Below are 14,623 nucleotides of genomic sequence, written 5' to 3' on the forward strand. Positions count from 1 at the left end.
CGCTAGATGGGAACAGGGTTCCATGAAGTGGGATGCTAAAGCTTTGCGACGGCTCCGCCCATCCGCCGCACCGCTTCCTCCAGGATCTCCGGCGAGGTGGCGAAGTTCAGCCTTGCGCGGTGCTCGCCGCCGGGTCCGAAGTCCACGCCCTCGTTCATGGCCACCTTCGCGTGGCGGCGCAGCCACGCGGCGGGTCTTTCGTCGACAAGCTTGGTGTTCTTGAAGTTCAAAAACATCAGGTAGGTCGCGGCCGGCACCTCGATCTCGATGCCCGGCACCGCCTTCGGCAGGTTTTCCACCAGCCAGTCTCGGTTGGCCTTGAGCTGCGCGATCTCCTCGTCCAAGAACTCGCGGCCGTGGTCGTAGCAGGCCTCCGCCGCAACGATGCCCAGGGTGCCCACCCCGTCCTTGGCCACGCCCGACATCGCGTTCCAAGTCTGCACGTCCTCGTCGTTGGAGAAGATCATCTGCGCGCACTTCAGCCCCGCGACGTTCCACGCCTTGGACGTCGCGGTGACCGTGATGCACACGTCCGGGTTGTTCGCCGCGGCGCAGACGTGGGTGCCGTCGTAGACCAGCGGGGCGTGGATCTCGTCCACGATCACCCGGGCGTTGTACTTGCGGGCCAGCGCGCAGACCTCGTCGAGCTGCGATTCGGTGAACACGTAGCCGCCCGGGTTGAACGGATTGGTCACGATGATGCTGCCCGCGCCGTTTTGGAACGCGGTTTCCACTTCTGCCAGGTCGAGGCCCCCGGCGGAGCTGACGTCAACACGCTTGCGGCCAGCAACCTCCGCCACATCCAGGAACGGAAAGTAGGCGGGGACCGGGACCACCACGTCGCCCTCGGTGAAGTACTGGATGGCCAGCATCACGCCGCGCACCACGTCCGCGACCGGGAAGATTTTGTCCGCGTCAGGGCGCCAGCCGTAGCGGCCCGCGTAGAAGTCGGAGACGGCCTCGCCGAGGCGGTGCGCGTGCGGGGCGGGGGTGTAGCCGAACATCTCGCGCTCGGCGGCTTCCACGATCGCCTGCTTCACAGCGGGCGCGGTGGGAAAATCGCTCTCCGCGATAAACAGCGGCAACACGTCAGGGTTGAACTGCGTCCACTTCCTCGTGCCGCGGGCTTGCAGGGTGTGAAGATCGGGGAATTGCATGGGGCCTACGGTAGCCATCATCTTCTCTGCGTTGGGTCAGCGCCCACGCGGCGAACACCGCGGCGGCGAGCAGCGTCCACCACACCACGGACGACATGACCCAGTCGCCGAGCACCCGGTCGCGTCCGGCGATGGTGTCCATGTTTTTAAACTGCGAGTGCGGCACGAACACGGTGGAAAGGCCCAGGTAGGTGAGCATGGTCAGCAGCGCGGCAACGTCGCGGCGGCGCCACGCGAACTCGCCGATGATGAACACGCCCGGCAGCATCCACGCCCACGCGTACGGCGGGGCCCAGGAGGAGACTGTCAGTGCCGCGAGCGCCAGGCTGACCGCGCCCATCGGGGCCTCGCCGCGCTGAATAAAAACGCGGGCGGCGTAGATCAGCGCGCCGCCGACGACGAGCACCGCGAGCACCCACAGCGCGCTCGCGCCGTCTGCGCCGGTAAACCGTTGGGCGGCGCCGAACAGCGTGAGGTTCTGCGCCTGGGAGAGGTCGTAGCGCTCGCCTATGTGCCACAGGTAGTCGGTGAAATACGCCGCCGTCATGCCTGGGCGCGCCACCGCACCCAGCGCGGTGAGGGACGCGAACGCGCCGCCCATCCAGCCGAGCGCCCGGTAGTCCTTGCGGAACAGGAAATACAGCGCGAACACCGTAGGCCGCAGGGTAAACGCGGCGGCGATGCCGGTGAGCAGCCCCTTGGGCACCCAGCGCTGCCACTCGCCCGGGCGGGTCCACCACAGGTCCGTGGCCACGAACGCCACGGCGAAAATGGCCAGCTCGCCGTAGTAGAAGTTGAACCGCACCGGGTCCAGCCACAGCACCGCCGGCAGCAGCACCGTCGCGCACGCCACCGGCGACGGCCACCGGAAACGCCTGAACAGCAGGTAGATGATCCACCACACCGCCAGCGTGCCCGCGATGGTGTGCAGCGCCTCCCACGTGCCCATCTCGCCCGCGCCGAGCAACCTGCCAAACAGCATGGTCACCGGCGGGTGCAGGAAGTAGTCCTGCCGCCCGTCGGGGTAGCTGAACGCCACCGAGTAAATGTCTGGCTCGGCGAAGAAGCCGTCGCCCGCCCCGCGCAGCATCTGCAGGTGCTCCAGCGGGTGAAAGATGCCTTCGTACGCCGACAGCATCGGCGATTCCATCTTGCGCCACCAGGCTGTTGCAAACGTGCACAGCACCGCGTAGGCCACCAGCGGCGGGAAGGCCACGAACTGGGTGAACCGCAGGGGCTTTTGCCTATCGACGAGCACGAATCCCCGCGCCTGCACCCACATCACAAACACCACCAGAATCGCCCACACGACCAGGCTGGACTGCGCCAAGTCACGCACGGTGTACGCGTCCGGCGTGGTGGACATCGGGTTCATGATCTGCTTGTGCGGGATGAAGATCGTGGAGATGGTCAGATACACCGCCACCAGAAACGGCGGCCACGGGTTGGCGTTGCGGATGCCGCCGACCGCCATGATGATGCACAGCGGAACCACCCACACGTAGTGGTGCTGCCAGGTGATCGGGGCGACGAGCAGCGACAGCAGCGCGACGCAGAGCACCGCCGCCTCGTTGGCGCGGGCGGCCAGCAGGCGTCGCAAGGCCAGCAGCGCGAGCGCGATGATGCCGGCGAACATGATCGCGGTGAAGTAGGTCTGCGCCGCTTCCGGCACGTAGCGGGCCACCAGGCCGCGGGCGGACTGGTTGTGCGAGCGGTTCAGCCCAAGCACGCCGGACATCTGCCCGATTTGGGTGGTGAAGTAGTACGCCAGCGCCTCCGGTTTCAGCGCACCCGCAACACCCAGCGACATCACGCCGGTGAGAAACGCCGCGGCAAGCGCCTTCCAGTTGCGGGTGAAGATGAAGTACAGCCCGAATAGCGCCGGCGTCATTTTCACCGCGGCCGCGATGCCGGTGAGCACGCCCACGGGCAGGTACTTGCGCTTCGGCGAGTCCCACCACAGATCCGTGAGCACCAGCGCCATGAGCACGATGTTGACCTGGCCGTGGTGGAACGTGTTGTGGACCGGGTCGACCCAAAACGCGAGCGGCAGCGCCACCAGCGCCCACTTGCCGGCGTCTTCAATGCGGCACTTGCGCAGCGTAAGCGTGATCACCCACCACAGGGCTGCCAGCGACACCAGCGAAAACACCATCAGGCCCACCGTCTCCCCGAACAGCGTCAGCGGGGTGAAAAACAGCAGCGACGACGGCGGGTACGAGTACGGCAAATCGCCCGCAGCGCCGGTGTTGATCAGGGACTCGTAGACGTTCGGGCTGTCCCAGAACGCCTTCGCGCCGCGGTAATAGACCAAAAAGTCCTCCACCTCGCGCCGGTCCGTGCTGTAGAAGGGCACGTAGCTGTGCTGGTACCAGCCAAACAGCAGACTGAGCAGGCACAGTACGAGCGCCACCGCCATCATCGGCACAGAGAGGATTACTTTTCGCACAAATGGGCATACTAGGGGGTGAGCGCGCCGCCCGCGTTGTCCGCGTCGTTTTCCTCATCCTCGTCGTCGGCGCCGTCGACGTGGAACCCGAACGCCTTGAGCCGCTCCCGGTCCGCGGCGGAGGACGACGCGGTCAGGCGCAACAGCTCGGAGTAGATGCCGCCGGAAACGGCAAGCTCGGCAGGTGAGCCGATCTCGTCGACGTGGCCGTCGCGAAGTGTGATGATTGTGTCCACACCCGCGATGGTGGACAACCGGTGCGCGATCATGATGGTGGTGCGGCCCTCCATCAGCTGGTCCAGGCCGGCCTGCACGGCGCGCTCGGCCTTGGTGTCCAGGGCGGAGGTGGCCTCATCCAGGATCAGGATCGGCGCGTCCTTGAGCATCGCGCGCGCCACGGCCACGCGCTGGCGCTGCCCGCCGGAAAGGCGCAGGCCGCGCTCGCCGATGACGGTGTCGTAGCCGTCGGCGAACTTCATGATGAACTCGTGCGCGTTCGCCCGCTTCGCCACCTCCACGACTTCTTCCAGCGTCGCGTCGGGCTTGCCGTAGGCGATGTTCTCAAACACGGACCCGGAGAACAGCGCCGCCTCCTGGAACACCACGCCGGTGGTGGCGCGCAGCTTCTCCACGTCCAGCTCCGAGATCTCCTCGCCGCACACGCGCAGCCGGCCGCGGGTGATGGGGTAGAGGCCCAACAGCAGGTTCACGATCGTGGATTTGCCGCCGCCGGATTCGCCGACAAGGGCGATGGTTTCGCCTTCGTGGGCGGCGAAGTTGACGTCGTGAAGCACAGGCTCGCCCTCCAAATACTCGAAGGTGACGTCCTCGAACGCGATCACCGGCTCGCGCACCTGCAAAGGAGCCTGCTGCTTTGCGACGACCTCCGGCATGCCCGACGCCTTCGTCGCCTCGACGAGCTGCCGGTTCGCCGTCGGCTCGACCGGCTCGTCCATCACATTGAAGTAGTCGCGCGAGCCGGCGATGGCGCGCTGCGCGGAATCCACGATCCAGCTCATCATCGTCACCGGCTGGCGGGCCATGGTGACCATCTGGATGAGCATGACCATCTCGCCGACCGTGAAGTGCCCGTTCAGGGTGCGGGTGAACAAGATGAGGTAGATCCCCAAAAAGATCAGGTTCATGGCCACGCCGCGCAGCGTGTCCATGGAGTGCCACCAGCGCGACTGGGGGCGGGTGATGTCCACGGTGTTGGTGTAGTGGCGGCCGAACTTCTCCAGCTCGCGCACCTCGGCGCCGTAGGACTTGGTCACCTTCACTTGTCCCACGACCTCGGCGAAGCGGCCGTTGCCTTCGTCGATGTTGGCGTTTTTCTCCTTTTCAAAGACCTGCCAGCGCTTCGACGTCAACGCGGTGAGCCAGGTGTAGAGCGGGAACAGCAGCGCCAGCAGCACCGTCAGCGGCCAGTAGTAGTAGGCGGTGATGCCCAAAATCGCCACCACCTGCATCAGCATGGGCAGGAAGTTGTTGGTGAAGGATTGGATGAACTGCGTGACGTTGGCGATTGAGCGGTCCAGCCGGGCGATGATGGTGCCGGTGACCTGGTTGTCGTAGTAGCGCTGCGGCAATGCCAGCAGCTTGGCAAAATACCGCGTGGACAGGATCTGGCGGATCCGCGCGACCATCACGTCGCCCAAGTAGCCGGAGACGTTGCGCAGCACCGAAGCCATGGCCTCGGCGGCGAACAGCGCCACGGCGAGCCAGATGACGGTTTGGGTGGGGTCGGGCAGGGAGGCGTCGCCAAGTTTGGCCACGATCGTGTCAGTCGCCTCCCGCAGCAGAAACGGGGTGACCAACCCTAAACCAGCCACCAGCGTCGACACCGCCACAACCGCGATATAGAAAGGCCAGAGGGCGGAAGCGCTGCGGACAACGCGCATCAAAGACTGCATAATTTCGACACCCTACTAGGGCTGTAAAGTGGTGCAGCAAAGCTTCCCACCGCGACAAAAGAAGAGGCGCACATGTCCCACTGCACCCGCCGCCCCAAGGCCGCCCTGGCCGCCACCGCCCTGGCAGCCGCCTTGGCGCTTTCTGCCTGCGCGGACGCCGAGATGGGGGAGGACACCATCAGCTCCACCCAGGTCACCGCCGCCGAGGACGCCCCGCAGGGCCAGGCCGACGACCGCATCGGTGTGCAGCGCAAGCCCTTCGAGGTCAACGAGGCGGAGCCGCTGGTCAGCGACGAAACCACCGGCGAACGCGTGAAGGACCCGGCGATGGAGCTGTCCTACAAGTGGCAGGGCTCCTCGTACGCGCCGAACGGCGGCTCGGTCGTGGTGGTGGCGATCACCAACGAGTCGGACGCGCCGCTGCCTGCGGACGCGCTCGAGCCGAAGCTGCGCTACAACGTCAACTCCACCTCCAACCCGGACATGAAGGATGCGAAGTTCATGCCCATCGCGGAGGAGGCCGGCGTGGACATCGTGGGCCTGGACCGCCCGCTGGGCCCGGGCGCGACCGTGAACGCGAAGTTCCCCTTCGACGTGTCCACCGGCAACCTGTGGGACGCGGAGTTCACCATCGGCAACGTCACCTTCAAAGGCAACCTGAACAACTAGCGGGCAGATTCCGCGATCGCGCCGGGGTCCAGCGCGTCTTCCACTCGCACTACCGCGAGCTCTGCGAGCTCGGAGGCGTCGTGGGGCTGCGGGCCCATAGGTCCGAAGAACTTTGCGTATCGACGGTAGCTCCGCCCCACCCTGCCAGGCCGATTCTCCGCCAACTCGTTGAGCTTGGCGCGCGTCAGCGGCGCGGACAGCAGGTAACGCACGATCCACTTGCGCTTCTCGTACGGCGCGCGCGGGAACACCGGGTCCGCGGCCCAGACGCGGCGGAACTCGCCGGCGTAGTGATCGCGGCGGCACAGCCACAGCGCCACGGCCGCCTCCTCGCCGGCGCCGACGACGGTGACGTTGGTGGGATCACCGCCGAAGGCCTCGATGTTGCGCTGGATCCAGCGCAGCGCGAGTTGAACGTCGGCGACGCCGCGGAAGTGCCCGATGGCGTCGGCGGCAAAGGGGAGAAACCCTTCGAAGCCGTCGCGGTGGGGCACGTGCACGTGAACGAATTCGTCGCCGAGCTCGGCCGGCGCTGACAGCCACACCACCACCGGGCAATCCGTGCCCGAGCGAGCGCAAAGCGGGGCACTGATGGAGAGGGCGTTGGGGTGCGGCGTGGTGGCGTCGATAAGCAATCCCTGCTTTACGGCCACCGGGTCGTCGAAGGGGTGCGCAATTTCCAGGAACGGGATGGCGTCGAAAAGCCTCGCGCCCCCGCGCACCTCGCCCACGATGGTGCCGGCCGCGCATGTGATCTCCGTTTCGCCCATGCGGCAGATCGTATCCGCATACACTGACCGCCATGACAAACCCGCTTCTGACCCCCTCGACCCTGCCGTACAACCTGCCGGACTTCGCCGCGATCCGGCTGGAACACGTGGAGCCCGCGTTCGAAGAGGCGCTGAAGCGCCACGCCGCGGAAATCGCCGAGATCACCACCGCTGACGCGCCGACGTGGGCCAACACCGTCGAAGCCTTCGAGCTGGCCGGGCAGGACCTGGACCGGGTGATGTCGTGGTTTTTCAACCTGCAGGGCACCGACGCCACCGACGAGTTCGACGCGGTGGCAGACCGCATCGTGCCGAAGCTGTCCGCGCACGTGGACTCGATTTACCAGAACGACGCGCTCTACCAGCGCATCAAGGGCGTCGAGGTGCCGGCGGACGCGGAGTCGCAGAGGCTTCACAGCGAGCTGCTGCGCCGCTTCACCCGCCGCGGCGCGGACCTTAACGCCGCCGGGAAGTCGCGCCTGCAGGAGATCAACCAGCGTTTGTCTGAGTTGTCGGAGCGCTTCGGCCGCAACCTGCTCGCTGACACGAAGAAGCTCGCGGTGGAGTTTTCGCGCGAGGAGCTCGCCGGGCTTTCGGACGACCAGCTCGCCGCGTACGAGGACGGCGGCCACTACGTCGTGCCGATTGAGCTGCCCACCACCCAGGCGCTGCAGTCGGAGCTCGAGGAATCTTCCTCGCGCCACAAGCTTTTCGACGCCTCCCGTGCCCGCGGCCGCGACACCAACCCGGACATCGTGCTGGAGTCGGTGACACTGCGCCAGGAGCGCGCGAAGCTGCTCGGCTTTGACACACACGCCGACTACGTCATCGCTGAGGAGACCGCCGGCACCGCCGCGGCAGCGCGCCAGCTCATCGCGGACCTGGCGCCGGCGGCCGCCGCGAACGCCGAGGCCGAGCGCAAACTCGCCGGGGAACTGGCCGGCGAGGAGCTTGGCGGGGCGGACTGGCCGTACTGGCAGGCCAAGCGCCGCGAGGAGGAACTCGGCATCGACGAAGCGGAGCTGCGCAAATACTTCCCGCTCGAGCAGGTGCTCACCGACGGCGTCTTCTACGCCGCGAACCTGCTCTACGGCATCACGGTGGAGAAGCGCGAGGATTTGGCCGGCTACCGCGAGGACGTGGACGTGTGGGAGGTCAAAGAGGAAGACGGCACCGGCATCGGGCTGCTGCTCACGGACTACAACGCCCGCCCGTCGAAGCGCGGCGGCGCCTGGATGAGCTCGTTTGTGGACCAGTCCCACCTCGCCGGCACGAAGCCGGTGGTGGTCAACGTCATGTCGATCAGCTCCAACCTGCTCACCATCGACGAGGTGACCACCCTGTTCCACGAGTTCGGCCACGCCCTGCACGGCCTGCTCTCGGACGTGCGCTACCCGTCGCACTCCGGCACCAACGTCCCGCGCGACTGGGTGGAGTTCCCCTCCCAGATCAACGAGAACTACGCGTTTGCCCCCGAGATCGCCCGCAACTACGCCCGCCACGTGGACACCGGCGAGGTCATCCCGGCACCGCTGTTAGAGGCGATGGAGGCCTCCCGCCAGTTCGGCCAGGGCTTCACCACCGCCGAATACCTCGCAGCCAGCGCGATCGACCTTGCGTGGCACTCGCTTGCGGGCGACATCCCGTCGGACATCGACGCCTTCGAAGACAACGTCCTGCGCGAGTACGGCCTGAACGTCGAAGGGCTGGAGCCGCGCTACCGCTCCACCTGGTTCAACCACATCTTCGCCGGCGGCTACTCCGCGGGCTACTACTCCTACCTGTGGGCCGAGGCACTCGACGCGGACGGCTACCAGCTCGTTGCCGAGGAGGGCATCAACCGTGAGACCGGCGCGAAGTTCCGCGAGGCGATCCTGTCCAAGGGCTCCTCGCGCGACTACGCCGAGGCCTACCGCGCCTTCCGCGGCCGCGACAAGGACACCCGCCCGCTGCTTCAGCGCCGCGGGCTCGCCGGCTCCGACGTGTAATTCCGCGGGTTCGTGCTGTACAGTTCCGGGGAAACCGTTAAAAGACAAGACAAGGAAAGCTGCATGGCGAACGGTACAGTGCGACGCCCCCGCGTGGGCGCACGCGTCGCTGCGCTCGCCGCGGCGTCCGCGCTGGCAGCTTCTGGTCTCGTCGGTGGAGTGGAAGCGCCGGCGGCGGAGCGGCTCGTCGTCAAGCAAGGTGCCCGCATGTTCGTGGACAACCTCGGCAACGACAACCTCACCGCCTGCACCATCGGCTACAACGACTCGAAGCAGCGCCGCAGCTACACCGCCGGACACTGCGCCGACAACGGCAACTACGGGTGGCAAACCGGCTCGCTGGTCTACCTCGCCGACAGCAAGGGCCGCGAAATGACCACCCCTGCCGGCATGATCTACCCGGCCGCCGCCTACTACGGCGCCTCCAACGCCAACGACTGGGCGGTGATCTACTGGTTCAACGGCGTCGAGGTGGAGGCCAACCCCTTCGGCGGCGAGTACGTGCCCATCGAAGACATCGAGCCCGGCGAGACGCTGTGCTACCACGGCTACGCCTCGCACGGCGGCACAAACCGCGCCACCTGTGGGCCGTTCGTGGGCATGATCGAGAAAACCATCTACTTCGACGCCCCCGGCATGCCGGACTACGGCGACTCCGGCGGGCCGGTCTACGCGCCGGGCCGCGGGCTCGTCGGCGTGATGTCCGGGGCGAACGCGCTTGTGGACGAGCGCGGCGAGGAGGTCGTGGGCTTCGAGCGCGCCAGTTCGCTTCAAAGCGGCGCGCTTTACGACGACTCCGCCATCGACACGTTCCTCCGCTCCCACTACGGCGTGTCGGCAAAGCCGGCCTCGCCGAGCAAGAAGACGTCGACGCCGGCGGTGCCGACGTCGGTGCGCAGCACCGTGGTGAACCCCGTTGCGGAGGTCACGCGCGAGCCCGCGCCTGCCTCTGAGGCGCCAGGGGCGTCGCCGCAGACTCCCCGCGAGCCGGCGCCGGCCGTGACGTCGGTGTCCGGCAACACCATCCACATCTCTGGGCCGACGAAAAAGACCGTGGTGATCCCGGCCCCCACGCTGCAGCAGCCGATCCCGGTCGGCGCGGCGACGCCGTCGAGTGTGCCGAGCGAGGCGCCCGTCGTCACGCCTGAGGCTCAGGAGCAAAGCAGCGAGGACGCCGCGGAGGAGACCCGCGACAACAACATCGCCAAGGCGCTGCTGATCACCCTCGGCGTCGTGGCCACCGTGGCGGTGCTGGTGCCGGCGATCGGCTACGCGATGGGCCTGATCTGATGAGCAGCGCGCTGCTCGGCTGGGTGATGGGCCTGAGCCCCTGGCTGCAGGTCCCCGCGATCCTCGCCGCGGCCGCGCCGGTGTGCGCCGCGGCCGGCTACGCGCTGCTGCGCCTTGTCGACGGCATCGCCCGGGCCACCGCGCGCCTGGTTTCCCGCCGCTAGCCCGCGGCGCTAGGCTTACACACCATGGCCAACCCGGAAGAGCTGCGAAAGCAGGACCAGAAGCTGCCCAAGCCGCAGCGCAAGTACCCGCAGTCGCGGGTGACCCAGGTGATGTGGGTACTCATCGCGCTCGTCGTCGTCGCCGCGATCGTCAGCGCGCTCTAGCGCTCGCTTCGTGCGCTGGCTTCGGCGATGCGCGTGAACAGCGCGACGTCGGGGAGGTCTTCGATGAGGACGGGGGTACCGGAGGCGTCGCAAAGCGGAATGCACCAGTTGGAATACATCTCGCGGTTGGTGCCCGGCTGGTTTTGAATGCGGGTGTCGCCCACCATGTCCACCAGGTTCGTGCACGTCATCGCGGACGGGGTGGAGGCGATAAACCGCGTCAGCCCCTCGACGAGGGCGTCCACGTCGTCGTACTCGCCCAAGTCCCGGTCGAGAAAGTCCACGTCAGCGAGCGTGGAGTTGTCGAACGCCCCCTCCGCCTGCGCGGCGGCGAGCACCTGCGAGATCCACACCGCGTCCGTGGCGTTGAGCTCCTCCAGCGACTCCTTCACCAGCCCGAGCTTGTGGCGCAGCGCGTTGTGCGCGCCCTCCAAATACCCGGCGGTGGGCGGCAGGTCGTGGGTGCCCACCGCGGTCAGCGCGAGGTTGCGGTACTGCTGCGACGGGCGCGGTGCCTCCGGCGGCACGGACTCGAACCACAAAACGGAGGTGCCGAGGATGCCCTTGTCGCGAAGCACGTCCTGGACCCACGGCTCGAACGTGCCCAGGTCTTCGCCGACCACCACGGCGCCGGCGCGCTGCGCCTCCAGCACTAGCACGCCGACCATGGCTTCGAAGTCGTAGTTCATGTACGCGCCGTGCGCCGGGGGGTCCATGCGCGGCAGCCAGAACAGGCGGAACAGGCCCAAAACGTGGTCCACCCTGATTCCACCCGAGTGCCGCAGCACCGTGCGAAGCAAATCGCGCCACGGCCCGTAGCCAGCCTCCGCCAGCTGCTGCGGGTTCCACGGCGGCTGCGACCAGTCCTGGCCCTGCTGCGAGTACTGGTCCGGCGGTGCGCCCACCGAGGCGTCGGGCACCAGCACCTCGTGCAACGTCGCCGCGTCTGCCCCGCCGGGGTGGATGCCCACCGCCAGGTCGGTCATGATGCCCAGCCGCATCCCGGCCGCGAGCGCCCGCTCCTGCGCCACGCGGCGCTGCTCGTCGGCGATGAACTGCAGCCACATGTAGAACCGCACCAGCTCCTGCGGGTCCTCGCCCGCGTGCTTCGGCGCGCCGTGGTGTTCCGACTCGCTTGCCTGCGCCGCGCACCACTCGGCGAACTGGCGCAGCCCCTCGCCCTCAACCTCGCAGAACAGCTCGAAGTCCCGCGTGCGCGCCTCGTCCGCCGCCGAAAGGTAAAACAGCGTGCGCAGCGCCGCCAGCTTCGCGGCGAAAATCCGGTCGCGCTCCAAGGGGTCTGCGGTGTGGTTCATCGCCTTCAACTCCGCAGCAAGCTTCTCGACGTCCTCCCGGTCCCCCTCGTCCAACAGCCCATACTCCGGCACCTGCTCCACCGCGATGTAGATCGGGTTGACAAACCGGCGGGAGGTGGGCAGGTACGGCGAGTCCTCGATCGGCGGGACGGGTTCGGCGGCGTGCACCGGGTTGATCAGCAGGTAGTCCGCGCCTTCCGCGGCCACCGCTTCGGCGATCGCGCCGAGGTCGTGGAAGTCGCCGATGCCCCAGGAGTCCAGCGAGCGCACCGAGTACAACTGCGCCATCACGCCCCACACCGGGTCGCGCACCACCTCGGCGTTGGTGGACAAGGACGCCGGCACCACGATCAGCGGGCAGACCTCGTCCAAGTTGTCGGATTCTAAGTGCAGCTCGTGGTAGCCGACGGGCAGGTCTCCCGGCACGTGGAACGTGGCCTCGCCCCAGACCACGCCGTCGGCAGCGGTGAACGGCGGGGCCCAGTTCTCGTCCTGGTAGGCGTCGCGCGAGGAGCCGTCCTCCAGCCGGATCCAGCAGTGCGCGAAGTGCCCGTCGTGGACGTGGACGTTGAAGTGTTTCTCGGCGCCCTCGGTGGCCACCACGCACGGCGGCATGGGCCTGGTCGCCCAAAATTCGCGGCGGGCATCGAGGTGGAATTGGAGCTCTTCGTCCGACGGGTCGTCGTTAAGCGAAAGCCCCAAGGCCCGCAGCAGCTTGATAAACGACTCGGCGGGCGGCTCGGTGACCAGCCCGTTCGAGGCGCGGTAGGACGTGCCGAATCCATAGGACTCGGCGAGGGCGTGAAGCAGTGCAACGTTGGTCACGCCCCGCATTGTGCCAAAGCTGGGGCAAGCACGCTGGGGTAGTGTTGGGCACCATGCCTTCAAACGCGCACACCACGGAACTTGGATTCACGCTCACAGACACGGACACGTGCCTCAGCCGGCTGATTCGCACCTGCGAGCAGAGCCCCCACCTGGTGCTGTACTACCGGCCGCGCAACTACGAGTGGGTCTCGGTCACGGCGGCGGAATTCTTGGAGGAGGTCTACGAGGTCGCGAAAGGCCTGATCGCTGCGGGCGTTGAGCCAGGGGACCGCGTGGCCATCTTGTCGTCGACGCGCTACGAGTGGTCGCTGGTGGACTTCGCCATCTGGGCCGCCGGCGCCGCCTCGGTGCCGATCTACCCGTCGAGTTCGATGCACCAGATCCAGTGGATTTTGGAGGACTCCGGCGCAAAGATCGCGTTCACCGAAACGCGCGACCACACCCAGCTGATGAGCCCATTTCTGCTGGACGAGACAGGCAAGCCGAAGTTCGCGGACTCCCCATCAAAGCTCGAGCGCATCTACGAGTTCAACGCCGCGGGTGTGGAGACGCTGAAATTTGAGGGGCGCGACGTCGAGCAATCGCTTATCGACGAACGCGTCGCCGCCATCCGCCACGAAACCCTCGGCTCCATCGTCTACACCTCCGGCACCACCGGCCGGCCGAAGGGCGTGGAGATTTCCCACGGCAACTGGGCGTACCAGTGCTGGGCGCTGCTGGAAAACGAGATCGGCTCGGTGTCTTTCCCCGGCCAGCGCATGGTGACGTTTTTGCCGCTGGCACACGTGCTGGCGCGCGCGGTGTCGCTGGCGTGGACGATCTCGGGCGCAACCCAGTCGCACTGGTCCGACACGTCGACGATGATGGTGGAGCTGCAGCGCGTGCGCCCGAACCTGGTCGTGGGCGTGCCGCGCGTGTTTGAGAAGGTGCGCGAGGGCGCCTACAACAAGGCCGCGGACGGCTCCGCCATCGGCAAGCGCATGTTCCTCGAGGCTGAAAAGGCCGCGATTGAGTACTCGAAGGCGCTGGACACCCCTGAGGGCCCGTCGCGGGTGCAGAAGGCGAAGCGCGCGGTCTACGACAAGGTCGTCTACGGCAAGATCAAGGAGGCCATGGGCGGCTCCGTCTGGTACGGCATCACCGGTGGGTCCGCAATGAGCGCGGATTTGTCGCACTTCTTCCGCGGCATGGGCGTGCCCATCTACGAGGGCTACGGCCTGACCGAGACGTGCGCGGCGGCATGCGTGAACAACGCGCATGCCAACACGATCGGCACCGTGGGCCGGCCGGTCAACGGCTACTCGGTGCGCATCAACGACGACGGCGAGATCGAGTTCAAAGGCCCCGGCGTGTTTGAGAAGTACTGGCGCAACCCGGCCGCCACCGAGGAGGCGCTCACGGACGGCTGGTTCAACACCGGCGACCTCGGCGAGGTGGACGACGACGGCTACGTCTCCATCACCGGCCGCAAGAAGGACCTGATCGTCACCGCGGGCGGCAAGAACATCTCGCCGGGGCCGATGGAGGAGATCATCCGCCAGGACCCGCTGATCTCCAACGCGCTGGTGGTCGGCGACGGCAAACCCTTCGTCGGCGTGCTGGTCACGTTGGACGAAGAAGAACTGAAGCGCTGGAAGGCCAACCACAACATCCCGGCGAACAAGAAAGTTGCCGAGCTCGCCCAGGACCCGGCGCTGCGCGCGGAGGTCCAGGACGCGGTGAACCTGGCCAACGCCACCGTCTCGCGCGCCGAGGCGATCAAGAAGTTCCGCATCCTGGACCGCGACCTGTCCGAGCAGCACGACGAGATGACCCCGACGATGAAGGTCAAGCGCAACGTGGTGTTCCAGCGGTTCCAGGAGGACATCGACAAGCTGTATCAGCGCTAAGTCCGGCGCGCCTTCCTTTAACGCG

Annotated in this window: 11 protein-coding genes; 6 read left to right on the forward strand and 5 right to left on the reverse strand. The window is 67.0% G+C overall.

Features of this window, described 5'->3' with window-relative positions; all coding sequences use genetic code 11:
• Positions 1 to 35: 35 nt before the first annotated feature.
• From ACF3NP_RS01290 to ACF3NP_RS01300, 3 genes are read right to left on the reverse strand one after another with little or no spacing between them, the layout of a single operon-like run.
• Positions 36 to 1,157 (reverse strand): MalY/PatB family protein, encoded by a 1,122-nt coding sequence (locus ACF3NP_RS01290; RefSeq protein ID WP_181888898.1) that lies wholly within the window; start codon positions 1,155 to 1,157, stop codon positions 36 to 38.
• Entirely contained in the window at positions 1,090 to 3,606 is a 2,517-nt protein-coding gene (locus ACF3NP_RS01295) for a glycosyltransferase 87 family protein (protein WP_181888897.1), read from the reverse strand. The genes ACF3NP_RS01290 and ACF3NP_RS01295 overlap by 68 nt, the downstream gene beginning before the upstream one ends.
• An 11-nt stretch (positions 3,607 to 3,617) precedes the next feature.
• The gene (locus ACF3NP_RS01300; protein ID WP_181888896.1) at positions 3,618 to 5,519 is read right to left on the reverse strand and encodes an ABC transporter ATP-binding protein; all 1,902 of its coding nucleotides are present in this window, start codon (positions 5,517 to 5,519) and stop codon (positions 3,618 to 3,620) included.
• A 72-nt stretch (positions 5,520 to 5,591) separates the two neighbouring features.
• Here ACF3NP_RS01300 and ACF3NP_RS01305 point away from each other — a divergent pair, with 72 nt between their 5' ends.
• Positions 5,592 to 6,188, forward strand: a complete 597-nt coding sequence (locus tag ACF3NP_RS01305; protein ID WP_181888895.1) for a hypothetical protein — start codon at positions 5,592 to 5,594, stop codon at positions 6,186 to 6,188.
• Here ACF3NP_RS01305 and ACF3NP_RS01310 read toward each other — a convergent pair.
• Positions 6,185 to 6,958, reverse strand: a complete 774-nt coding sequence (locus tag ACF3NP_RS01310; protein WP_181888894.1) for a carboxylesterase family protein — start codon at positions 6,956 to 6,958, stop codon at positions 6,185 to 6,187. The two genes, ACF3NP_RS01305 and ACF3NP_RS01310, sit on opposite strands and share 4 nt — an antisense overlap.
• A gap of 32 nt (positions 6,959 to 6,990) precedes the next feature.
• Here ACF3NP_RS01310 and ACF3NP_RS01315 point away from each other — a divergent pair, with 32 nt between their 5' ends.
• The 4 genes from ACF3NP_RS01315 to ACF3NP_RS01330 all read left to right on the forward strand — a co-directional run bounded on the left by ACF3NP_RS01315 (position 6,991) and on the right by ACF3NP_RS01330 (position 10,565).
• Entirely contained in the window at positions 6,991 to 8,946 is a 1,956-nt protein-coding gene (locus tag ACF3NP_RS01315; RefSeq protein WP_181888893.1) for a M3 family metallopeptidase, read from the forward strand.
• Positions 8,947 to 9,009: 63 nt separating this feature from the next.
• Complete coding sequence (locus ACF3NP_RS01320) at positions 9,010 to 10,236, forward strand: chymotrypsin family serine protease (protein WP_181888892.1); 1,227 nt, start codon at positions 9,010 to 9,012, stop codon at positions 10,234 to 10,236.
• Positions 10,237 to 10,262: 26 nt separating this feature from the next.
• On the forward strand, positions 10,263 to 10,400 hold the full coding sequence (locus ACF3NP_RS01325; RefSeq protein ID WP_392398849.1) for a hypothetical protein: 138 nt from the start codon (positions 10,263 to 10,265) through the stop codon (positions 10,398 to 10,400).
• Positions 10,401 to 10,424: 24 nt separating this feature from the next.
• Positions 10,425 to 10,565: a hypothetical protein gene (locus tag ACF3NP_RS01330; protein ID WP_181888890.1), complete on the forward strand. Its 141-nt coding sequence runs from the start codon at positions 10,425 to 10,427 to the stop codon at positions 10,563 to 10,565.
• Here the strand turns inward: ACF3NP_RS01330 and malQ are convergent.
• Entirely contained in the window at positions 10,562 to 12,706 is a 2,145-nt protein-coding gene (gene malQ / locus ACF3NP_RS01335; protein ID WP_181888889.1) for a 4-alpha-glucanotransferase, read from the reverse strand. The two genes, ACF3NP_RS01330 and malQ, sit on opposite strands and share 4 nt — an antisense overlap.
• A gap of 53 nt (positions 12,707 to 12,759) precedes the next feature.
• Between malQ and ACF3NP_RS01340 the strand changes: the two genes are divergently transcribed.
• The gene (locus tag ACF3NP_RS01340) at positions 12,760 to 14,598 is read left to right on the forward strand and encodes an AMP-dependent synthetase/ligase (RefSeq protein ID WP_392398850.1); all 1,839 of its coding nucleotides are present in this window, start codon (positions 12,760 to 12,762) and stop codon (positions 14,596 to 14,598) included.
• The last annotated feature ends 25 nt before the right edge of the window (positions 14,599 to 14,623 follow it).

This window comes from Corynebacterium lehmanniae (assembly GCF_043161975.1).
Taxonomy (GTDB): domain Bacteria; phylum Actinomycetota; class Actinomycetes; order Mycobacteriales; family Mycobacteriaceae; genus Corynebacterium; species Corynebacterium lehmanniae.

Bases quoted from the DNA above. Each gene is read 5' to 3' on its own strand.
- ACF3NP_RS01310 (WP_181888894.1), bottom strand. From the start codon at position 6,958: ATGGGCGAAACGGAGATCACATGCGCGGCCGGCACCATCGTGGGCGAG.
- ACF3NP_RS01325 (WP_392398849.1), top strand. From the start codon at position 10,263: ATGGGCCTGAGCCCCTGGCTGCAGGTCCCCGCGATCCTCGCCGCGGCC.
- ACF3NP_RS01300 (WP_181888896.1), bottom strand. From the start codon at position 5,519: ATGCAGTCTTTGATGCGCGTTGTCCGCAGCGCTTCCGCCCTCTGGCCT.
- ACF3NP_RS01305 (WP_181888895.1), top strand. From the start codon at position 5,592: ATGTCCCACTGCACCCGCCGCCCCAAGGCCGCCCTGGCCGCCACCGCC.
- ACF3NP_RS01340 (WP_392398850.1), top strand. From the start codon at position 12,760: ATGCCTTCAAACGCGCACACCACGGAACTTGGATTCACGCTCACAGAC.
- ACF3NP_RS01330 (WP_181888890.1), top strand. From the start codon at position 10,425: ATGGCCAACCCGGAAGAGCTGCGAAAGCAGGACCAGAAGCTGCCCAAG.
- ACF3NP_RS01290 (WP_181888898.1), bottom strand. From the start codon at position 1,157: ATGCAATTCCCCGATCTTCACACCCTGCAAGCCCGCGGCACGAGGAAG.
- ACF3NP_RS01320 (WP_181888892.1), top strand. From the start codon at position 9,010: ATGGCGAACGGTACAGTGCGACGCCCCCGCGTGGGCGCACGCGTCGCT.
- ACF3NP_RS01315 (WP_181888893.1), top strand. From the start codon at position 6,991: ATGACAAACCCGCTTCTGACCCCCTCGACCCTGCCGTACAACCTGCCG.